General features: G+C 63.5%; 16 protein-coding genes. 13 read left to right on the top strand and 3 right to left on the bottom strand.

Translation table 11 applies throughout. From position 1 onward, the window contains the following. Positions 1-19 precede the first annotated feature (19 nt). The 8 genes from BLP99_RS22120 to BLP99_RS22085 all read left to right on the top strand — a co-directional run bounded on the left by BLP99_RS22120 (position 20) and on the right by BLP99_RS22085 (position 12,255). Positions 20-1,477, top strand: coding sequence for a serralysin family metalloprotease (locus BLP99_RS22120; protein WP_092181758.1), 1,458 nt, complete (start codon positions 20-22; stop codon positions 1,475-1,477). Positions 1,478-1,562: 85 nt separating this feature from the next. Further along, a complete protein-coding gene (locus BLP99_RS22115) occupies positions 1,563-2,000 on the top strand; it encodes an AprI/Inh family metalloprotease inhibitor (protein WP_176776520.1) in 438 nt (145 codons plus the stop codon). Positions 2,001-2,194: 194 nt separating this feature from the next. After that, a complete protein-coding gene (locus tag BLP99_RS22110) occupies positions 2,195-3,970 on the top strand; it encodes a type I secretion system permease/ATPase (protein WP_072398458.1) in 1,776 nt (591 codons plus the stop codon). Then, positions 3,967-5,313: an HlyD family type I secretion periplasmic adaptor subunit gene (locus tag BLP99_RS22105; RefSeq protein ID WP_072431178.1), complete on the top strand. Its 1,347-nt coding sequence runs from the start codon at positions 3,967-3,969 to the stop codon at positions 5,311-5,313. The genes BLP99_RS22110 and BLP99_RS22105 overlap by 4 nt, the downstream gene beginning before the upstream one ends. Before the next feature lie 14 nt (positions 5,314-5,327). Next, complete coding sequence (locus BLP99_RS22100) at positions 5,328-6,671, top strand: TolC family outer membrane protein (protein WP_072398460.1); 1,344 nt, start codon at positions 5,328-5,330, stop codon at positions 6,669-6,671. A gap of 121 nt (positions 6,672-6,792) precedes the next feature. After that, on the top strand, positions 6,793-9,813 hold the full coding sequence (locus BLP99_RS22095) for an autotransporter serine protease (RefSeq protein WP_231991137.1): 3,021 nt from the start codon (positions 6,793-6,795) through the stop codon (positions 9,811-9,813). Positions 9,814-9,895: 82 nt separating this feature from the next. Then, complete coding sequence (locus BLP99_RS22090) at positions 9,896-11,749, top strand: polyurethane esterase (RefSeq protein WP_072431180.1); 1,854 nt, start codon at positions 9,896-9,898, stop codon at positions 11,747-11,749. A 119-nt stretch (positions 11,750-11,868) separates the two neighbouring features. Then, complete coding sequence (locus tag BLP99_RS22085) at positions 11,869-12,255, top strand: hypothetical protein (protein ID WP_072398463.1); 387 nt, start codon at positions 11,869-11,871, stop codon at positions 12,253-12,255. A 39-nt stretch (positions 12,256-12,294) separates the two neighbouring features. Here BLP99_RS22085 and BLP99_RS22080 read toward each other — a convergent pair whose 3' ends face one another. Further along, entirely contained in the window at positions 12,295-12,519 is a 225-nt protein-coding gene (locus tag BLP99_RS22080; protein WP_053151286.1) for a YgdI/YgdR family lipoprotein, read from the bottom strand. 213 nt (positions 12,520-12,732) lie between these two features. On the opposite strand from BLP99_RS22080, the gene BLP99_RS22075 reads away from it, so the two are divergent. From BLP99_RS22075 to BLP99_RS22065, 3 genes are read left to right on the top strand one after another with little or no spacing between them, the layout of a single operon-like run. Beyond that, on the top strand, positions 12,733-14,385 hold the full coding sequence (locus tag BLP99_RS22075; RefSeq protein ID WP_076406949.1) for a VRR-NUC domain-containing protein: 1,653 nt from the start codon (positions 12,733-12,735) through the stop codon (positions 14,383-14,385). Continuing rightward, complete coding sequence (locus BLP99_RS22070) at positions 14,382-16,709, top strand: ATP-dependent DNA helicase (protein ID WP_092181748.1); 2,328 nt, start codon at positions 14,382-14,384, stop codon at positions 16,707-16,709. The genes BLP99_RS22075 and BLP99_RS22070 overlap by 4 nt, the downstream gene beginning before the upstream one ends. Before the next feature lie 54 nt (positions 16,710-16,763). Beyond that, positions 16,764-18,308, top strand: a complete 1,545-nt coding sequence (locus tag BLP99_RS22065) for a response regulator (RefSeq protein WP_092181745.1) — start codon at positions 16,764-16,766, stop codon at positions 18,306-18,308. Positions 18,309-18,332: 24 nt separating this feature from the next. On the opposite strand, the gene BLP99_RS22060 is transcribed toward BLP99_RS22065, so the two are convergent. Beyond that, the gene (locus tag BLP99_RS22060; protein WP_053151292.1) at positions 18,333-18,563 is read right to left on the bottom strand and encodes a hypothetical protein; all 231 of its coding nucleotides are present in this window, start codon (positions 18,561-18,563) and stop codon (positions 18,333-18,335) included. 144 nt (positions 18,564-18,707) lie between these two features. Between BLP99_RS22060 and BLP99_RS22055 the strand changes: the two genes are divergently transcribed. Continuing rightward, on the top strand, positions 18,708-19,244 hold the full coding sequence (locus BLP99_RS22055; protein ID WP_072398468.1) for a hypothetical protein: 537 nt from the start codon (positions 18,708-18,710) through the stop codon (positions 19,242-19,244). On the opposite strand, the gene BLP99_RS22050 is transcribed toward BLP99_RS22055, so the two are convergent. Beyond that, entirely contained in the window at positions 19,216-20,586 is a 1,371-nt protein-coding gene (locus BLP99_RS22050) for a cation:proton antiporter (protein ID WP_072398469.1), read from the bottom strand. The two genes, BLP99_RS22055 and BLP99_RS22050, sit on opposite strands and share 29 nt — an antisense overlap. A 249-nt stretch (positions 20,587-20,835) precedes the next feature. Here BLP99_RS22050 and BLP99_RS22045 point away from each other — a divergent pair, with 249 nt between their 5' ends. After that, positions 20,836-22,233: an iron-containing redox enzyme family protein gene (locus BLP99_RS22045; protein ID WP_092181742.1), complete on the top strand. Its 1,398-nt coding sequence runs from the start codon at positions 20,836-20,838 to the stop codon at positions 22,231-22,233. Positions 22,234-22,241: the final 8 nt, after the last annotated feature.

Raw genomic sequence — 22,241 nt, 5'->3', positions numbered from 1 at the left:
CAAACAAGGAAGTGTGTTTATGTCGAAAATCAAAACCAGCGCCATTGATTCTGCCGATCAACTCCTGTGGGCTCCGCAGCCCTTGGCCGCCCCCAGTACCGCATTCAACCAGATCAATAATTTCAGCCATCAATATGACCGGGGTGGGGACCTGACCATCAACGGCAAGCCTTCGTATTCCGTGGATGAAGCCGCCACCCAGTTGCTGCGTGATGGCGCGGCCTACCAGGATCGGGACGGCAGCGGCAAGATCGAGCTGACCTATACCTTTCTGACCTCTGCCTCCTCGAGCACCATGAACAAGCACGGGATCAGCGGTTTCAGCCAGTTCAGCGCCCAGCAGAAAGGCCAGGCGGTCCTGGCCATGCAGTCCTGGTCGGATGTTGCCAACGTCACGTTTACCGAAAGGGCCAGCGGCGGCGACGGCCACATGACCTTCGGCAACTACAGCAGCGGCCAGGACGGTGCGGCGGCCTTCGCCTACCTCCCTGGTACCGGCGCGGGGTATGACGGGACGTCCTGGTACCTGATCAACAGCAGCTACACCCAGAACAAGAACCCGGACCTCAACAACTACGGTCGCCAGACCCTGACCCACGAGATCGGCCACACCCTTGGCCTGGCCCACCCCGGCGACTACAACGCCGGTGAAGGCAGCCCGTCCTACGATGATGCCACGTATGCCGAGGACACCCGCGGCTACAGCCTCATGAGCTACTGGAGCGAAAGCAATACCGACCAGAACTTCAGCAAGGGCGGGGTCGAGGCCTATGCTTCCGGACCGTTGATGGACGACATCGCCGCCATCCAGAAACTCTACGGGGCCAACACCAGCACCCGTACCGGCGATACGACCTACGGCTTCAATTCCAATACCGGTCGCGATTTCCTCAGCGCTTCGTCATCGTCGGACAAGGTGGTGTTTTCGGTATGGGACGCGGGCGGACGCGATACGCTGGACTTCTCCGGCTTCACCCAGAACCAGAAGATCAATCTCAACGATGCCTCGTTCTCTGACGTTGGCGGCATGGTCGGCAACGTGTCCATCGCCCAGGGCGCAACCATCGAAAACGCCATTGGCGGCTCGGGCAGCGACCTGCTGATCGGCAATGAAGTGGCCAACGAGCTCAAGGGTGGTGCCGGCAGCGACATCCTGTGGGGCGCGGGCGGCGCGGACAAGCTGTGGGGCGGTTCGGGCTCGGACACCTTCGTGTTCGCGGCCAGTTCCGACTCGCGTCCGGGCGCCACGGACCAGATCCTCGATTTCGTCAGTGGCCTGGACAAGATCGACCTGACGGGCATCACCAACGGCGCAGGCCTGCATTTCGTCAATGCCTTCACCGGTGCGGCGGGCGATGCGGTGCTCTCGACCTCGGGTGGCAATAGCGTACTGGCGGTGGACTTCTCCGGCCATGGCGTGGCTGACTTCCTGGTCAGCACCGTCGGCCAGGCAGCCGTCTCGGACATCGTGGCCTGATATCGCTACCCTGGGGCGCTGGCGCTGGTCGTGTTGAAGACGCACGGCTGGCGCCAGCCCCCAGGGGCAGCGTTGGAATCAAGAAATGAGTAGAAATTCCATGCGCCGTAGCGCCCCGGCAATCGCCTGGCTACTCGCTACCTCGCTATCGCTTTTTGGAGAAGTCGCCATGGCACGCAGCCTGTTGCTAGCAGAACCCTCACAGTTGGCTGGTGTCTGGCGGGCCGTCTTGTCTGGCCCCCAGGAAAATGCGCCGGCCCAGGCATTGCAGGACAAACCGTCCAACACTTGCACGATCGAGCTCAACGCGGACCAGAGCCTGGGCGGCCAGACCGATTGCCTGGGTCACTGGCTCGGAGATGAACCGGTGCATTGGTTCCCCGAACCCGATGGGCTTTCGCTGATCGGCAAACAGAATGCCCGGACACATCTGGGATTGCGCCAGACGGACCATTACCAGGTGACGCTGAAATCCGGATTGAAAATCCTGCTTGAACGCGATATCCCGCAAAGCGCGCGTTAAATCGTTCGTACAATATCGCCGATTTGCACTCGCTTGTTTGAACAGGTGCGAACAGGGGTGTGTGCCACTTGAATGAGTAGGGGTTGCACGAAAAATTGCCGAGGGACGATCAGGCACTTTTCGTACAAAGCCTGGAAGATTGGCAAGTTGCAGAGTTATCAACTCACTGGCAAAGCCAACAGCAAGGAAGATCGATGAACATGGCAAGGAGCGCTGCCGCGCTGCCGCTGATTAAAGCGCTGGGCGATTATAAGAATATTCTGTTGAGTGTCGGTTGTTTTACTGCGCTGATTAATGTCCTGATGCTGGCACCTTCGATATATATGCTTCAGGTGTACGATCGCGGGCTGTCTTCGCAAAACGAAACCACATTGGTGATGTTGTCGTTGATGGTGGTGGGGTTTTTCGTGTTCATCGGGCTGTTGGAAATGGTCCGCAGTTTCATCGTCATCCGCATTGGCAGCCAACTGGAGCGGCGCTTCAACCTACAGGTCTACAAGGCCGCGTTCGAGCGCAACCTGTTCCAGGGCGAAGGCAACGCCGGCCAATCCCTGGGCGACCTGACCCATATTCGCCAGTTTGTCACCGGGCCGGCGCTGTTCGCCTTCTTCGATGCACCGTGGTTCCCGATCTATCTACTGGTGATCTACCTGTTCAATGTCTGGCTCGGCGTGTTCGCCACCGTCGGCACTTTGTTGCTTATCGGCCTGGCCTGCCTGAACGAAATCATGACCAGCAAGCCGTTGGGGCAGGCCAGCGGTTATTCGCAGCAGTCCAGCCAATTGGCCACCAGCCACCTGCACAACGCCGAATCCATCCAGGCCATGGGCATGCTCGACGCCTTGCGCAATCGTTGGTTTGCTGTGCACTCGCGTTTTCTCGGCCTGCAGAACCAGGCCAGCGATACTGGCGCGGTGATCAGCGCCTTCAGCAAGACCCTGCGCCTGTGCCTGCAATCCCTGGCACTGGGATTGGGCGCGGTGCTGGTGATCAAGGGCGACATGACCGCCGGCATGATGATCGCCGGCTCGATACTGATGGGCCGGGTGCTGAGCCCCATCGATCAGTTGATTGCAGTATGGAAGCAGTGGAGCGGTGCCAAATTGGCTTATCGCCGTCTGGATGCGTTGTTGCGCGCCTATCCGCCTCAGGACGACACGATGCCATTGCCACCGCCCAAGGGCCAGGTGAGCTTCGAACAGGTCAGCGCCGGGCCTCCCGGACGACGCCAGGCGACCTTGCATCACGTCAGCTTCGGTCTCGCCGCCGGGGAAGTGCTCGGGGTGCTGGGCGCCTCGGGGTCCGGCAAGTCCACCCTGGCCCGGGCGCTGGTGGGGGTATGGCCGCTCCTGGGGGGCACGGTGCGGCTCGACGGGGCCGATATCCATCGCTGGAACCGCGACCAGCTGGGCCCGTACATCGGCTACCTGCCCCAGGACATCGAGCTGTTCAGCGGCACCATCGCCGAGAATATCGCCCGGTTTCGCGAGGCCGATCCGCAGAAGGTCGTTGCCGCCGCGCAGCAGGCCGGCGTGCATGAGCTGATCCTGCGCATGCCCCAAGGCTACGACACGCTGCTTGGAGAGGACGGCGGCGGCTTGTCGGGTGGCCAGAAACAACGGGTGGCCCTGGCCCGGGCGATGTACGACCGGCCGAGCCTGGTGGTGCTCGACGAGCCCAACTCCAACCTCGACACCGTCGGCGAGGCCGCCCTGGCCAGCGCCATTGCCCTGATGAAAGCCCAGGGCACCAGTGTCGTCCTGGTGACCCATCGCTCTTCGGCCCTGGCCCAGGCCGACAAGCTACTGGTGCTCAACGAAGGCCGGCTCCAGGCCTTCGGTCCGAGCCAGGACGTGCTGCGAGAGCTGTCCGGACAAACCCAGGCTCCACGGGATAAGCCCCCGGCAGCGCCCAGCGGAGTGAGCATGAGCCGCCAGTATCACGCCAACCGCCAGCCCGGCAGCGTATGAACAAGGATCGCGATATGAGCCTCGAACATTCTTCGCGCTCGGGACAACACCTCGAGCGTCCCGAACGCGACGCCCGTTTTTTTACCCGCATGGGCTGGGCATTGGCGCTCATCGGCGCGGGCAGTTTTTTCACCTGGGCCAGCCTGGCGCCCCTGGACCAGGGCATCGCCGTGCAAGGCACCGTGGTGGTCTCAGGCAAGCGCAAGGCCGTGCAGTCGATGAGCAGCGGTGTGGTGAGCCGGATCCTGGTGCGTGAAGGCGAGGCGGTCAGGCAGGGCCAGGCGCTGTTCCGGCTTGACCAGACCCAGGCCGCTGCCGATGTGCAATCGCTGCAGGCCCAGTACCGCATGGCCCGGGCCAGCCTGGCGCGCTGGCAAAGCGAGCGGGACAACCTGGGCCAGGTCAGCTTCCCGTCAGAGTTGGGCGATGACCTTGATCCCCGCCTGGCGTTGGTGCTCGAAGGCCAGCGCCAGCTGTTCAGCAGCCGCCGCGAGGCCTTTGCCCGGGAGCAGGCCGCGTTGCGCGCCAGCATCGATGGCGCCACGGCGCAACTGGCGGGCATGCGTCGGGCTCGCAGCGACTTGAGCGCCCAGGCCGATTCACTGCGTTCGCAACTGAGTAACCTGCAACCTCTGGCGGACAATGGTTACATCCCGCGCAATCGCTTGCTGGAGTACCAGCGGCAATTGTCGCAGGTACAGCAGGAGCTGGCCCAGAACGCCGGTGAAAGCGGCCGGGTGGAGCAGGGCATCGTCGAGTCGCGCCTGAAGCTGCAACAGCATGGCGAGGAATACCAGAAGGAAGTGCGCAGCCAGTTGGCCGATGCCCAGCTCAAGAGCGAGACCCTGCAACAGCAATTGAAATCCGCCGGCTTCGAGCTGCAACACAGCGAGATCCTTGCCACCGCCGACGGCATCGCCGTCAACCTCGGGGTGCACACCGAAGGGGCGGTGGTGCGCCAGGGCGATACCTTGCTGGAAATCGTGCCCCAGGGCACGCGGCTGGAGGTGGAAGGGCATCTGCCGGTCAACCTGGTCGACAAGGTGGGGCTTCATCTGCCGGTGGACATCCTCTTCACCGCCTTCAACCAGAACCGCACCCCCAGGGTCGCGGGCGAAGTCAGCCTGGTCTCGGCCGACCAGATGCTCGATGAGAAGACCGGCGAGCCGTATTACGTGCTGCGCAGCAATGTCGGCGAGCAGGCGCTGGAAAAGCTCAATGGCCTGGTGATCAAGCCTGGCATGCCGGCGCAGATGTTCGTGCGCACCGGCGAGCGCTCGCTGCTCAACTACCTGTTCAAACCGCTGCTCGACCGAGCCGGCTCTGCGTTGACCGAAGAATAAGGATGTCCGGTGGCATGAAGTATTTCCAGTGGTTGGCGGTGCTGGCTGTTTCCGCCTGCGGCAACGTCTGGGCCATGGGGCCATTCGAGATCTATGAGCAGGCCCTGCGCAACGACCCGGTCTACCTCGGGGCTATCAAGGAACGCGACGCGGGCCTGGAGAACCGCGCCATCGGCCGTGCGGGGCTGCTGCCTCACCTGGGTTACAGCTATAACAAGGGGCGTAACCGATCCAAGGTGACCTATCTCAATGACCACGGCGCCAGTCAGCATGACAATCGCAACTACAGCAGCTACGGCTCCAGCCTGACCTTGCAACAGCCGCTGCTGGACTACGAGGCCTACGCGGCCTATCGCAAGGGTGTGGCGCAGGCATTGTTCGCCGATGAAAATTTCCGCAGCAAGAGCCAGGAGCTCCTGGTGCGGGTGCTGAGCCATTACACCCAGGCGCTGTTCGCCCAGGATCAGATCGACATCGCCCAGGCCAAGAAACGGGCGTTCGAACAGCAGTTCCGGCAGAACGAACACATGTTTCGCCAGGGCGAAGGCACGCGCACCGACATCCTCGAGGCCGAGTCGCGATACGAGCTGGCCATTGCCGAAGAAATCGAAGCCCGCGACGAGCAGGATGCCGCCTTGCGTGAGCTTGGCGCGCTGATCGGTGTGCCGGCGCTGGACATCGGCGACCTGGCGCCACTGAACGAGACCTTCCAGGTGTTCACCCTGCAACCGGCCAGTTTCGACAGCTGGCATGGCCTGGCGGTGAGCAACAACCCGACCCTGGCTTCCCAGCGCCAGGCGGTAGATGTGGCCCGCTTTGAAGTGGAACGCAACCGCGCCGGACACCTGCCCACCATCAGCGCCTATGCAACGATGCGCCAGAACGAGTCCGAAAGCGGCAACACCTATAACCAGCGCTACGACACCAACACCATCGGCCTGGAAGTCAGCGTGCCGTTGTATGCCGGCGGCGGGGTCTCGGCGTCGACCCGCCAGGCCAGCCGCAACATGGAACAGGCCGAATACGAGCTGGATGCCAAGACCCGCGAAACCCTGATCGAGCTGCGCCGCCAGTTCAGCGCCTGTGTGTCGGGGGCGAACAAGCTGCGGGCCTACCAGAAAGCCCTGAGTTCCGCCGAAGCGCTGGTGGTGTCCACCCGGCAGAGCATCCTGGGCGGCGAACGGGTCAACCTCGATGCGCTCAATGCCGAACAGCAGCTCTACACCACACGCCGCGACCTGGCCGAGGCCCGCTATGACTACCTCATGGCCTGGACCAAGTTGCACTACTACGCCGGCACCCTGGGGGAACAGGACCTGGCGAAAGTGGACGAGGCCTTCGTGACACGGGGGCAATAGCCGACCAAGGCAACCCAAGGATTCTTGCAACAACTAAGGATGGTTCGTGATGAAGACCGATAACAAGAAATACCCCTCGCTACCGGGGCGCCTGTTCCTGCCCAGGACGCTCAACCGCGCCATGCTCTGCGCCCTGGCTACCCTGGGCACGGCCCAGGCGGCGCCCTACGTCGAGGGTGGCCGGCCCGGGGATCCGGCCAGTTGGCGCAGCGCCGAATTCGATGCGCAGTGGGGGCTTGGGGCGATCAATGCACAGCAGGCCTACGCCGCCGGCTACACTGGCAAGGGCGTCAAGCTGGGTATCTTCGATCAACCGGTCTATGCCGCCCACCCGGAATTCTCCGGCACCGACAAGGTGGTGACCCTGGTCACCAGCGGCATTCGCGAATACACCGACCCGTACATTCCGGTGAAGGCCGGCGACCCGTTCCGCTATGACGGCTCTCCCACGGTGGGCTCCGATGGCAAGCTCGGCTCCCATGGTACCCACGTCGGCGGGATCGCCGCCGGCAGCCGCGATGGCGGGTCGATGCACGGCGTGGCGTTCGATGCGCAGATCATCAGCGCCGATAACGGCGACCCGGGGCCTGAAGACGGCATTATCCGGGGCAACGATGGCGCGGTGTACAAGGCCGGTTGGGATGCGCTGATTGCCAGCGGGGCTCGGATCATCAACAACAGCTGGGGCATCGGCATCACTGACCGCTTCGACCAGGGCGGCCGTGACCCGGCATTTGCGCATTTCACCGTGCAGGATGCGCAGTTGCAGTTCGACCAGATCGAACCGCTGCTGGGTACCCGGGCCGGGGGCGCCTACGAAGGGGCCATCGCCGCGGCCCGCAGCGGGATCGTCACCATCTTCGCCGCCGGCAACGACTACAACCTCAACAACCCCGACGCCATCGCGGGCCTGGCGTACTTCGTGCCGGACATCGCCCCCAACTGGCTGACGGTGGCGGCCCTGCAGATCAACCCTGACACCAGCAGTGCCGACCCGTACACCATCAGCACCTTCTCTTCGCGCTGTGGCTATACCGCCAGTTTCTGCGTCTCGGCACCGGGCACCCGGGTCTACAGCGCCGTGATCGGCGGCACCAGCCTGGACGACCTGACCGTGGGCTACGCCAACAAGAGCGGTACGTCCATGGCCGCGCCCCATGTGGCCGGCAGCGTGGCGGTGCTGATGGAGCGTTTCCCCTACATGACCGGTGCCCAGGTGGCCAGCGTCTTGCGCACCACGGCCACGGACATGGGCGCGCCGGGTGTCGACGCGCTGTACGGCTGGGGCATGATCAACCTGGGCAAGGCCATCGACGGGCCGTCGATGCTGGTGACCGCGCAGGATATACCCCAAGCGTTTCGGGTCGATGGCGCCTATGGCTCCGGCCAGTTCGTCGCGAATCTGCCGGGGATCGGCGCGGTCATCGATGCAGGCCTGCCCACCCAGCGAGTGTGCAGTGGCATACAGTGCGGCCTGGATGTCTGGCGCAACGATATTTCCGGGCACGGCGGCCTGACCAAGGAAGGCATCGGCACCCTGGTGCTCACCGGTAACAACACTTACAGCGGACCGACCCTGGTCAACGAAGGGCGGCTGGCGGTCACCGGCTCCCTGGCCTCGGCCGTGACCGTGAACGAGGGCGGTATCCTCGGCGGCAACGGTCGCATCGCCAGCCTGACGGCGAAACGCGGCGCCAGCGTGGCACCGGGCAACTCCATCGGCACCTTGCAGGTGGCCGCAGACGTGACCTTCGAGCCCGGCTCGAATTACGCGGTAGAGGTGTCTCCTGTCTCCAGCGACCTGATCGTTGCCGGCGGCAAGGCCATCATCGACGGGGCGACGGTATCCCTGTCTCTGGAAAACAGCCCGACACTGCTCACCGCCGGTGAAGTGAAAAGCCTGCTGGGCCGGCAATTAAACATCCTGCAGGCGGCCGGCGGCATTGAAGGGCGCTTCGATCAGGTGTTGCCCGACTATGCGTTCCTGGGCGGCGACCTGGCGTACTCCGCCAGTGGCATCCAGTTGGCGGTGGCGCGCAACGCGACCTCCTTCAGCAGCCTTGGCCTGACGCCCAACCAGCGCGCCGTGGCGAGCGCAGCCGAGCAATTGGGGGCGGGCAACGCCTTGTATGAAGCGTTGTTGCTGTCCCCCAGCGCCGCGGTGGCGCAACAGGCATTCCAACAACTGTCCGGCGAGATCCACCCGGCCATCGGCACGTTGCTGATCAATGACAGCCGTCATCTGCGCGACGCGGTGATCGACCGGTTGCGACAGGACGCGCTGTACGACGCCGCCGCGCCGACCGATGCCGGCAGCAATGCCTGGGTCAAGGTCCTGGGAGCCTGGGGCAAAAGCGACGGCGGCAACGAAAACGCCAGTTCCACCAGCTCCATTGGCGGTCTGCTGGCCGGTGTGGATGGCCTGGTCGCCGACGGGACGCGGCTGGGCTTCGTCACCGGGTACAGCGACAGTTCGTTGAGCATGGGGGATGGCACCCACTCGTCAGCCAAGGCAGACAGCTATCACCTGGGGGCGTACCTGGGGCATGAGATCGATGCCCTGCGCCTGACGGTGGGTGGTGCCTACGCCTGGCATCGCATCGATGTCCAGCGCGACCTGCAATTCAACGAGGTGAACGGCCGGGAGAAAACCAAGCGTGATGCCCGCACCGCCCAGTTCTTCACCGAGGCGGCGTATCGCCTTGATCTTGAACCCGTGGCCCTGGAGCCGTTCGCCAACCTGGCCTATGTGCACCTGGACAGCGACAGCTTCCATGAGAAGGGCGACGCCGCCGCCTTGCGTGCCGGTGACGACCGTCGCGACGCGCTGCTGTCGACGCTGGGCGTGCGGGCCGGGCATACCCTGGCGTTGTCCAGGACGCAGCAGTTGCAGCTGTCCGGAACCCTCGGCTGGCAGCACAACCTGAGCGACACCCGTTCCGAGCAGGACCTGGCGTTCGTCGGCGGTGGCAGCACCTTCGCGGTGCAGAGCGTGTCCATGGACCGCAACGCGGCGGTGGTGGGGGCCCGTGCCGGGCTGGCGGTGGCCAAGGACGTCCAGCTCAACCTGGACTACAACGGCCTGCTCGGTTCCCGGGACAAGAACCACGGCGTCGGCCTGACGCTGGACTGGCGCTTCTGAAAACGTTGCCCGGCCGCTGCTGTGCGAGCGCGTCGGGCAAGGCATATCCACTCATTCCAACAACAAAAAGAGTGCAACAACCATGGGAATCTACGACTACAAGAACTTCGGCACCATCGAATCGAAGGCATTGGTCAGCGATGCGATGGCGATCATGCTGTATTCCTATCACAACCTCGACCACGGTTTTGCCGCCGGGTACCAGCAGAACGGCTTCGGCGCCGGCCTGCCCGCGACCTTGGTGACGGCCCTGCTGGGAGGCACCGACTCCCAAGGGGTGATTCCCGGCGTGCCATGGAATCCCGACTCGGAAAAGCTGGCCCTGGAAGCGCTGCAAAAGGCCGGCTGGACCCCCATCAGCGCCTCCCAGTTGGGCTATGCCGGCAAGGTGGACGGCCGGGGAACGTTCTTTGGCGAGAAGGCCGGCTATACCACCGCCCAGGTGGAAATCCTCGGCAAGTACGATGCCGACGGGCAGCTCAAGGAAATCGGGATTTCCTTTCGCGGCACCAGCGGTCCTCGTGAAAACCTGATCAGCGACTCCATCGGCGATGTAATCCATGATGTGATGGCCGCGCTGGGCCCCAAGGACTTCGCCAGAAACTATGTCGGCGAAGCCTTCGGCAACCTGCTCGGCGATGTCGCGGCATTTGCCCGGGCCCATGGCCTGACAGGCGAAGACGTACTGGTCAGCGGCCACAGCCTGGGCGGGCTGGCGGTCAACAGCCTGGCGGACCTGAGCGGCGACAAGTGGGGGGGCTTCTACAGCGGCGCGAACTACATCGCCTATGCATCACCCACCCAAAGCGCCAGTGACAAGGTCTTGAACATCGGTTACGAGAACGACCCGGTGTTCCGGGCGCTGGACGGCTCGACGTTCAACCTGTCGTCGGTGGGGGTACATGACGCGCACCAGGACTCGGCGACCAACAACATCGTCAGCTTCAACGACCATTACGCCTCGGCGGCATGGAACGTGCTGCCGTTTTCCATCCTCAACATCCCGACCTGGATTTCCCACCTGCCCACGGGCTACGGCGACGGCATGGGGCGGATAATGGACTCCGCGTTCTATGACCTCACCGGCAAAGACTCTACCATCGTGGTCGCCAACCTCTCGGACCCGGCACGCGGTAATACGTGGGTGCAGGACCTCAATCGCAACGCCGAGGCTCATACGGGCAGCACTTTGATCATCGGCAGCGACAAGGATGACCTGATCCAGGGCGGGCAGGGCAGCGATTACCTGGAGGGACGCGCCGGCAATGACACCTTTCGCGACAGTGGCGGCTACAACGTGATCCTGGGCGGTCAGGGCAACAACACCTTGCAGCTGCAACAGTCGGTGAAGGATTTCAGTTTCGCCCATGATGGGGCGGGAACGCTGTACGTGCGTGACGCCCATGGGGAGATCAGCATGACCCGCGACATCGGCACGCTGGTGAGCAAGGAGTCCGGCTCGTTCTGGGGGCTGCTCAAGGATCAGGTGAGCCACAGCGTCACCGCGAACGGCCTGGTCAGCGATGGCCATGTCACCGCGTATGCGTCAGCGGTCAAGGGCGGTGCGGCCAACGATACCCTGGCGGCCCGGGCGACAGGCGACTGGCTGTTCGGCCTGGACGGCGACGATGTGCTGGTGGGCGGCGCGGGGAACGACACCTTCGTGGGCGGTTCGGGCAACGACGTGATGCAGTCCGGTGGCGGACAGGACACGTTTATCTTCAATGGCGCGTTCGGCCAGGACCGCATCAGCGGGTATGATGCCGGCGACACACTGGTGTTCCTGGGCGTCCAAGGCGCCGGCGCGGGTTACGACTACCGCCAGCACCTGTCGCAGGTGGGCAACGACACCTTGCTCAAGGTAGGCGACAGCTCCGTGACCCTGGTGGGTGTCGGACTGGCCCAGGTAGGAGGCGACGGCCTTGTGTTCGCCTGATTGACTTGATTCGAGGAAGACGTGAGAGGGGGCATCGACCAGGAGGGAAACCGGGCCGTCAAGGCTTCGGCACCGCATGAGGTCATGTCCCCTCGTCACGTATGAGGAGAGGTACTGCAGTGAAGGGTAGACAAGGGTTGTTCATCGGTCTGATGGGGGCAATGGTTTCGGTTGGCGTGCTGGCGGATCTACCGGATCAGTCGATCCTGACCCGGTATGGCATCTCTGCCGACCAGTTGCCCATGGCCGAGGGCGACCACCGCGCAGATGCGCCTTCGCACCTGCCGCGTTTCGAGTTGCAGATGCCCAGGTCCTGGATCAGGGTGGACATCGAGGCGGCGAAGAGGCCGGGCATCACCGGAAACATCAGTATCGATCGTTCCAACCGGCAGGAATACGAGCATTGCCTGCGCATGCAGGAACAGTCCTTGCGAAGGACGGGGGCGACCATCAGTTGCGACGAGGGCGGCCTGGCCCTGGAAATGGATGTCGATCAGGTCCGCTGAGCGAGAGCGGCCCCCCGGGGGCAGAGAGCCTGTAGAGGATCAGTCTTCCTTGCGGATCGTCGCCACTTCGTCGGCGCGAACCCGGACTTTCTTGCCCGAGATGTCTTCGAATTCATAGAAGCCATCGGAGGTGCGGGTGTTGGGGGTGTCCTGGGTCAAATACTGGGTGCCGTTCTGCAGGGTCACCACGGTCGGCGTCGAGCAACCGGCCAGCGCCAGGAACGCGGCAGCGGCCAAAGGCAGGCCCAGAAATCTGATGTTCATATCCATAACCTCTCGATCAAAGGCGCGGTCAGGCTGATTCGACCGCGCCACTACTGTAGTCAACCGCCATTGGTCTCGCTTGTTGTAGGAAAGTTCATCGCTGGCCGCAGGATTTCACCTTTAAATATAGGAGACCGCTCATCTTTTGCAGTTGCCTGTGCCCTTCGTTGCTGATATCTGTACGCATAACCAGTATTTGTGACGCTTCTTTCCGTGACCGCCAACCCCCTCGACGATCCGTTCTACTATCTGAACAACTTCCAGCAGGTACTCGCCTGGTTGACGCAGCGTTATGCCGATGTGCTCAGCCCCGAGGAACAGCGCTTCATCGATGAGTTCGCAGCGGTCCCCCGAGCGTCCCAGGCCCTGCTGGTGCGAATGGTGATGCGCAAGGGATTGCGCTTTCGGCACAGCAAGCTCAGTTATTGCGAAATCGGTGACATCGGCACCGCCGTCGAACCGTTGCTGGCCCTGGGTTGGGTCGTCGAACAGGTTCCCGTAAGCCTCGCCGAGTTGTTCGACGTACTGCTCAAACCGGAAATTCTCCTGTGCCTGGGGCACCTGATCGAGCGGCCCAAGGCGAAGAAGACCGAGTGGCTCCAGGCCCTGGGCGAGCAGTTCAACGAGCCGCAGCCGTTCCACGCCTGGTGTCCGCAACTTGAGGATCGGCTGTACAGCTTGACCATCATGGGCATCTGCGATCGTCTGCGGCTGATGTTCTTCGGCAACCTCTATCAGGACTGGTCGGAATTCGTACTGGCAGACCTGGGCATCTTTACCTATGAAACCGTGGCGTTCAGCGCCGAATCACGGGGCTTGCGCAGCCGTCGGGACGTGGATGCCTGCGTATTCCTGTACGAGTGCCAGCAACGCCTGGAAGCTGGTGAGGCCCCCCAGGACATCGTCGCCCAGGTCAATGCCCTGGAGCTGGGCAACCCGTGGCTGGAGCGCCGCCGGGGCAAGCTGTTGTTCCAGGTCGGCCAGTATGGCGAACGCATCGCCGACTTTGCCTTGGCCCTGGGCATCTACCGTGACTGCACCTACCCCGGGGCCCGTTTGCGGATGATCCGTGTGCTGGAGCGCATCGGCGAGTACGCCCTGGCCCTGGCATTGAGCGAAGAGGCTGCGGGGGCCCCCCAGGACGCCGCCGAGGCCCAGGCCCTGCTCAGGATCGTGCCCCGCCTGCGGCGCAAGCTCGGCGGCCCGCCGGTGCCGCGTATGCTGGCCCGGGAAGTGGAGCGCCTGGACTTGCAACTGCCGCGCATCGACCCGACCCTGTCGGTGGAATATCACGTCCAGGCCCACCTGCACGATGAAGCCGCTCCGGTGCATTACGTCGAGAACAGCCTGATCAACTCGCTGTTCGGGCTGCTGTGCTGGCCGGCGATATTCGCGCCGTTACCCGGGGCGTTTTTCCACCCGTTCCAGCGTGGTCCGGTGGACCTGCTCAACGAAGATTTCCACGCCCGTCGCGCCGACCTGTTCGCGGACTGCTTTGCCGAGCTGGACGACGGCCGCTATCGGCACACCATCATCCGGCGCTACGTGGAAAAGTGGGGCATCCAGTCGCCGTTCGTGTTCTGGGGCGCCTTGTCCGAAGAGCTGTTGAACCAGGCGCTGGACTGCCTGCCGGCCGCGCACCTCAAACACTGGTTCGACCGCCTGCTGCTGGATATCAAGGCCAACCGCGCCGGCATGCCGGACCTGATCCAGTTCTGGCCGCAGCACAAGACCTACCGGATGATCGAAGTCAAAGGCCCCGGCGATCGCCTGCAAGACAATCAGTTGCGCTGGCTGGAGTTCTGCCATGAGCATCGGATGCCGGTCGCCGTGTGCTACGTGCAATGGATGGAACAGGGCGCATGAGCCAGGAGCCGGTGTACAGCATCGCCGTGCGGGCACTCTGCGAGTTCACCGCCAAGACAGGCGACCTGGACCTGCGATTCACCCCGTCGCCCACGGCCCTGGAGGGTATCGTCGGTCATCGCACCGTGGCGTCGCGTCGCAGTGAGGGCTATCAGGCCGAAGTCAGCCTCGAAGGTAGCTACCGTGGGGTGAAGGTCAGGGGCCGGGCCGACGGTTATGACCCGCTGTGCAATTGCTTGGAGGAAGTGAAGACCTATCGGGGCGACCTGTCGCGGCAACCGGCCAATCATCGTCAGTTGCACTGGGCCCAGGCCAGGATCTACGGCTGGCTGATGTGCGACAGGTTGCAACTGCCGCGCATCGATGTGGCGCTGGTGTATTTCGATATCGTCAGCGAAAGGGAAACCCGCCTGGCGCAAAGCTTCGAGGCGACCCAGCTGCGGGATTTCTTCGAGCAGCAGTGCGCGCTGTTCCTCGCCTGGGCCGAGCAGGAGGTTGCCCATCGACAGGCCCGCAACGACGGTGCGCTGGCCCTGGCCTTTCCCCACGCCGGCTTCAGGCCGGGACAGCGACACCTGGCCGAGTCGGTGTTCAAGGCCGTCAGCACCGGTCGATGCCTGATGGCCCAGGCGCCCACCGGCATTGGCAAGACCGTCGGTACCCTGTTTCCGATGCTCAAGGCCCTGGCGCCGCAGAAACTGGACAAGGTGTTCTTTCTCACGGCGAAGACCCCGGGTCGCAAACTGGCCCTGGATGCGGCACGGGTGCTGACCCGCAGCGCGCCGTCGATGCCGTTGCGGGTATTGGAGATGATTGCCCGGGACAAGGCTTGCGAGCATCCGGACAAAGCCTGCCACGGCGAGTCCTGCCCGCTGGCCCGGGGGTTCTATGATCGCCTGCCGGCTGCCCGCCAGGCCGCGAGCCAGGTCACGCTGCTGGATCAGGCCGCGTTGCGAGAGATCGCACTGGCCCACCAGGTGTGCCCGTACTACCTCAGCCAGGAAATGGCCCGTTGGGCCGATGTGGTGGTGGCCGACTATAACTATTACTTCGATTTCAGCGCCTTGCTGTTCGGCCTGGCCCAGGCCAATGGCTGGACCGTCGCGACCCTGGTGGACGAAGCCCATAACCTGGTGGAGCGGGGCCGGCAGATGTACAGCGCGACCCTCGACCAGTCGACCCTGGCCGCCGTGCGCAAGAGCGCTCCCGAACCGCTGAAGAAAGCCTTGCAGCGGGTCCACCGGCAATGGAACGCCCTGCACGCGCCACAACTGGCGATCTACCAGGCCTACGACAAACCGCCGGACAAGCTGCTGCAGGCCTTGATGCAATGCACGACGGCCATCGGTGATTATCTCAACGACCATCCCCAGGGCCTGGACAGCGCATTGCAGGCGTTCTACTTCGATGCCTTGCAGTTCGCCCGGGTGGCGGAGTCGTTCGATGAGCACTTTCTGTTCGATATAGACAAGCGCGAGCCGCACAGCCAGCGCAGCCGGTCCACCCTGTGCCTGCGCAACGTGGTGCCGGCCGGTTTCCTGCGGCCACGGTTCACGGCCGCCCGGGCCAGCGTGCTGTTTTCCGCGACCCTGAGCCCCCGGCATTATTATGCCGACCTGCTGGGCACGCCGGCGGACACGGTCTGGATCGATGTGGAGTCGCCATTCCAGGCCGAACAGCTGGACGTCCAGGTGGTCAGCCGGATTTCCACTCGGTTTGCCCATCGCCAGGCATCCCTGGAACCGATCGTGGCGTTGATGGCCCGCCAGTTCAGCGCGCGTCCTGGCAATTACCTGGCATTCTTCAGCAGTTTCGACTATTTGCAGCAAGTGGCCGGGCTGTTTGCCGAGCGTCACCCGGACATCGCCACCTGGACGCAATCGCGGGGCATGGGAGAAGCCCCCCGCCAAGCCTTCCTCGAACGCTTCGAGGAACATGGCCGGGGCATCGGTTTCGCGGTATTGGGTGGGGCGTTCGGGGAAGGTGTCGACTTGCCGGGCTCCCGCCTGATCGGCGCGTTCATCGCGACCCTGGGCCTGGCGCAATTCAACCCGGTCAACGAGCAGATCAAGCAGCGCATGGCCGCGATCTTCGGCGACGGTTACGACTACACCTACCTGTATCCGGGGTTGCAGAAAGTCGTCCAGGCCGCGGGAAGGGTCATTCGTACCCAGCAGGACCGTGGCGTGGTCATGCTGATCGACGACCGTTTCGGCGAGGCCAGGGTGCGGCACTTGTTGCCGCGCTGGTGGTCAGTGACGGAGGAACACCCCCAGATGGCCCACCCGAATGTTCCGTCGGGCTTGCCTGGTGCTTTTTCCTGAGAGCAGACTTGCCCCATACTTCGCAAAAACGCCTCCACGGATGCCCTGGCCAACATGCCCGATAACGACAACAAGCCCATCCTCATCAACGAAGAACAGCGTTTTCGCCTGCTCATCGATGCCGTGGTCGACTACGCCATCTACATGACCGATCCAACGGGCATCATCATCAGCTGGAACTCCGGTGCCCGACGCTTCAAGGGCTATGAGGAAGCGGAAATCATCGGCCAGCACTTTTCCCGTTTCTACACCGAAAAGGACCGTGCCGCCGGACTGCCGCAACGGGCCCTCAGTACGGCGGCCCGGGAGGGGCGCTTCGAAGGCGAAGGCTGGCGGGTGCGCAAGGACGGCACGCAATTCATGGCCCATGTGGTCATCGATGCGATCCGCAGCGATACCGGCGTATTGCTGGGCTTTGCCAAGATCACCCGTGACATCACGGATGTCACCCAGGCGCAGTTGGCCCTGGAGCAAGCCCGCGAAGCGCTGTTCCAGTCCCAGAAGCTGCAAGCCATCGGTCAACTGACGGGTGGTATCGCCCATGATTTCAATAACCTGCTGACGGTGATCCTCGGCAACCTGGAGATCGTTCGCAAGCGCATGCCTGGCGACCCCAAGCTTGCCCAACTGCTGGACAACGCAACCCAGGGCGCGTTGCGCGGCGTTTCCCTGACCCAGCGGATGCTGGCGTTTGCCCGTCGGCAGAAACTGACGTCCGAATCGGTCCAGTTGCCGGCCCTGGTGCAGGGCATCAGTGGTTTGCTGCAAAGCTCCCTGGGCCCGTCGTTCCACATCCAGACTTCCTTTGCCCCTGACCTTTCCCCCGTACTGGCGGACGTCAACCAACTGGAACTGGCGATCCTCAACCTGGCGACCAACGCCCGTGATGCGATGCCCAACGGGGGGCGTATCCTGATCGCGGCCGATGAGCGACGGGATACCCCGGCCTCGCCACAGGCCGCCATGAAGCCCGGGCGCTATGTATGCCTGTCGATCATCGACGAGGGCGAGGGCATGGATGAAGCGACCCTGGCCTCGGCCGTCGAACCGTTTTTCACCACCAAGGGAGTGGGCAAGGGCACCGGCCTGGGGTTGTCCATGGTCCATGGCCTGGCGGAACAGCTGGGCGGCCGCCTGCTGCTGCTCAGCGAGAAGGGCGTGGGCACCACCGCTGAACTGTGGCTGCCGGTGGCGCAGGCCCAGGTGTCGCAGAAGGCCCAGGTGCAGGAGTCGGCTTCACTGATGACCCAGGAGTTGCTGGTGCTGGTGGTGGACGATGACAGCCTGGTGCTGACCAGTACCCGGCTGCTGATCGAAGACCTGGGACACCGGGTCCTTTGCGCGTCCTCCGGGGCCCAGGCCCTGGAGCTGTACGAATCCAACCAGGACATCGACCTGGTGATCACCGACATGGCCATGCCGCAGATGGACGGCGCGCAGTTGGCCAAACTGCTTCGTGACCGGCAGCCCACCTTGCCCATCGTCCTGGCCACCGGTTATGCCGAACGCCTGGAAGGCTTCGCCACGCAATTGCCGCGCCTGACCAAGCCGTTCAAGCAGATCGACCTGGTGAAGGCCATCGGGCAGACGATGAAATGAGCGCAGGGCCCCCGGTTCGCAGCGCTATGTGGTGTTCTTCCTGAACCCCCGCAGGTTCATGGCGCACAGGCAGAACTGCAACACGATCAGTGCATAGGCATCCGTATGCAGGCCCCAGATCACCCATAGGATGTTGCTCGCGATGAAACAACTGAACCCAGCCACCCGCCGGCGCGGCTGGCGCGAGCCGATCAGCCAGGCCGCCAGTACCGTCACCACCATCGCGGGCCATTGCACCCATCCAACATAATCCACCGCTTGCTCCTCGTGCTTTCGATGATCTACAGACCGCAGGCAGCGCCCCGACGTTTCGTTGGACCGGCGGTCCATCGACTTGAACTTGCCCGATGGCGCGTTCCTCCAACGAAGCTCAATCATCATCGAGGAATGACCTGCGCAATGCCCCGCATCCTGACCAGCCAGACCCAGGAAGAAGAACTGACGGAACACAACGCCAAGCTGTTCGGCTCTCCCAAGGAGCGGCTGGATTTCTATCGACGGGAGATCCAGTACGAAACCAGCATCCTGGCCAATCGAACCGATGCCTACCTGGCCGCCCAGTCCTTCCTGGTGATCGCCTTCGCCTCATGCATGGCCAACCTGAACCCGGAGTGGGGCAAGTTGTTCACCCTGGTGGTGCCACCGTTCCTGGCGCTACTGGGGTTCTTGAGTTCCCTCAATGCCTGGCCGGGCATACGCGCGGCCTACGAGATCATCGACCACTGGCATTTCAAGCAGAGCGAGCTGCTGCGCGCCGAACCGATGATGGGGCTGGTCTATGACGAGTCGCCGTTGTTCAGCGAGCGGGAATCGACCCACAAGGGCTATCGCAAGTCGCTGCTGTTTTCCCTGCGCACGCCCTGGATCTTCGCTACGTTCTGGGTACTGCTGGGAGGCTATTCGATCTTTATCCAGGTGACCGATCCGGGGGGCTAGGCCGACGGTCCGGTTGCTTGCGACTCTCATACCAGGTCAGCGTTGGCTGGGTGCTCAGGCCATGGACCAGGATACTCAGGGCGACCACCGACAAGGTCAGGTTGGTGCACAGTTGCGCCACGTCGGGTGGCAGCACATGGTTCAGGGCGAAGAACAGATAGAACAGGCTGCCGATGCCGCGTATGCCGAACCAGCCGATCAGCAGGCGCTGGGGCCGGTCCAGCAGGCGGCCCCAGGGCATCGCCAACACACTCAGTGGGCGGATGAGCAGAAACAGCAGTGCTCCGATGGCCAGGGCGCGCCAGTCCCAATGGCTGGCCAGCACGACCCCCAACAGGGTGACGAGGAACACCTCCATGGCGCGTTCCACCAGGCTGCCGAAGGCCAGCATGTCCCCCATCATGACGCCAGCGGCCACCTGTCCTTCATCCAGCGATTGTGTGTCGCCCACCAGCGCCTCGGGCGGCGCGACGGTCTCATGGCCCACCACCGGTTGTACCAGGTGCTCGGCGGGCGGCGCGTCCTTGTCGGTGGAGGCGACCTCGGCCTGACGCAGGCCCAGCCCGGCGGCGAACACCGAGAGAAAGCCATAGCCCTGGATCGACTCGGCGGCGACATAGGCCAGGGCGATCAGCGCCAGGGCCAGGTAATCGTTGGGGGAGAGGGTGCTATCGGCATTCCTGATGCGCATCGACAAGGTGAGCTTGCCGATCCCGCGTCCCATCCAATAGCCCACCAGCAAGCCGGCCGGAACAGCCCACAAGACATTGCGCAAAGTCCACTCCAGGAGGAAACCGCTGCCGTCCTCGCGCAGCATCAGCAAACCCAGGATCACGAACGGAAATGCCGTACCGTCGTTCAACCCCGCCTCGCCGGACAGGCCAAAGCGCACCCGGTCGTCGTCGCGGGCATCGTTGACCTGGACCAGCGCCGCCAGCACCGGATCGGTCGGGGCCAGCATCGCGCCGATCAGCAGCGACACGCCCCAGCCGAGACCGAACAGGTAGTGCAGCGCCAGGCACAGGCCGGCGATGGTCAGGATCATCACCGGGCCGGCCAGGCCATAGGCCACGCGCCAGGTGTGGTCCTTGAATGGCAAGCGCAACTTGAGACCGCTGACGAACAACGAAAACACCACGGCGATTTCGGTGAGGTGTTCCATCCAGGCAGACGAGTCGGCGAGGTCCAGCCTCAGCAGATCCAGCCCCATCGGGCCGATGGCGGCGCCCAGTACCAGGCACACCGCCGAGGTGGTGACCGGCATCCAGCGCAGGTAGGAGGAGGTCAGGGCCAGGGTCAGCAGAACGGCACCGAGCACAGCGACCCAAGCGGTGAAAATCATTGTCGCTCCTTGGAGGGGGGCCGTGGTCATGCCAGCCATGGTTACCGGGTGCCCCATCGAATCGAGGCGCTAGAGCCCTTGGGCGAAGCGGTTCAAGGCGGCCTGTCATTCATTCGAGGCGTGGGGGGGCGATACGGTTCCGTTTATCCGGCGGCCGTTCAACCGGAGGGAATTTTTCGTCGTGCCAAGCGCTCTGCAATGAAAGAGACGTGCTGGTTCAGCGTCCTGCCGACCATACATGAGGCCCTTATGACTGCGCTGACATCCCTCCACCGGCCTGCCACCGGACACCCGCTTGCAGATGCACCGTTCCCCCAGGCCGGGAGCGTACGCCAATGCTACGAACGGTTGCTCCAAGACCCCGACGACGGCGACAAGCAAGCCGCCGCCCAGGCCTTCCTCCAGCCATGCCTGGAAAAAGCCGCGGCGTTGCCTCAGCAAATGCCCGACGACCCTACAGCCTTGCATGCCTGGGTCGAACAGCACAGCGCTGGCGTGGCCCGGCAATATGCCGATTACCTGGAACGTCGCAAAGGCGGCGGTGCGCGGGAGTTCTTCGGCAGCAAGGCCCATGCCTTGTACTTTCTGCAGGCTGTCGCGCCCACCAAGCTGGTGGACGGCGCCTGGCTCTACGCAGTGCTCAAGCATTGGCATGACCACCGCTTCGAAGGGCTGTTGTGTACCTACCTGGAAGAACTGGGAGATGGCAACCCGGCGCAGAACCACGTGGTGATCTATCGCAAGCTGCTGGCCGAACACGGGCTGGCGGATGCCCCGCAGATCGACGATGAACTCTACCTGCAGGGTGCGGTGCAACTGGCCTTGGGTCATGCCGGCGACGATTACCTGCCGGAAGTCATCGGCTACAACCTGGGTTACGAACAACTGCCCCTGCACCTGCTGATCAGCGCCTACGAGCTGAGCGAGCTGGAGATCGACCCGTATTATTTCACCCTGCACGTCACCATCGACAACGCCAGCACCGGCCACGCCTACAAGGCCGTGCAAGCGCTGCTGCAATTGATGCCGATGGAAGCCGACCGCGAGGCTTTCTGGCGACGGGTCACCCTGGGCTATCGCCTCAACGACCTGGGACAGGGCAGCAGGGCGATCATCGAGTCGTTCGACCTGGAGCGTGAAGTGCTGGACATGCTGGAACGCAAGCGCCCGTTCGGCCAGCACATGCATTCCGATTACTGCAAGTTCGAAGGCAAGACCGTCAACCAATGGCTCTCCAGGCCCGGGCAACTGCAAGGGTTCCTCCAGGCACTGCAGAACAAGGGCTGGATCAAGCGCCACGAAGACCCACGCAACAGCCGCTTCTGGACCCTGATCGAAGGGGCCGGCGCGGCCATGTTCGGGGTCTTCAGCCCCTACGAAAAACAGTTGCTGCACGATTGGATCGCCGGCGACTGGCAGCCCGAGGGCGGCCGCAGTACTCCACGCCGCAACCAGGGGGCTGCCTGCGAGCCGCCGATGCCGGTGGAAGATCCCGATGTCCAGAACCTGCAACAGGCCCTGCGGGGCAAGGCCGCCGATGAGCAGATGCAGATCCTGATGCCCTGGCTATCGGCCCATCGCCACAGTCATCCGGCGGGTCTGCTGGCCACCCGACGGTTCATCGAACTCAAATCCGTACTTCGCTAGGAGCCCTG

Origin of the sequence: Pseudomonas sp. NFACC32-1, assembly GCF_900101215.1 — a bacterium.
Taxonomy (GTDB): domain Bacteria; phylum Pseudomonadota; class Gammaproteobacteria; order Pseudomonadales; family Pseudomonadaceae; genus Aquipseudomonas.
This window is presented reverse-complemented; position numbering and strand designations above follow the sequence as displayed.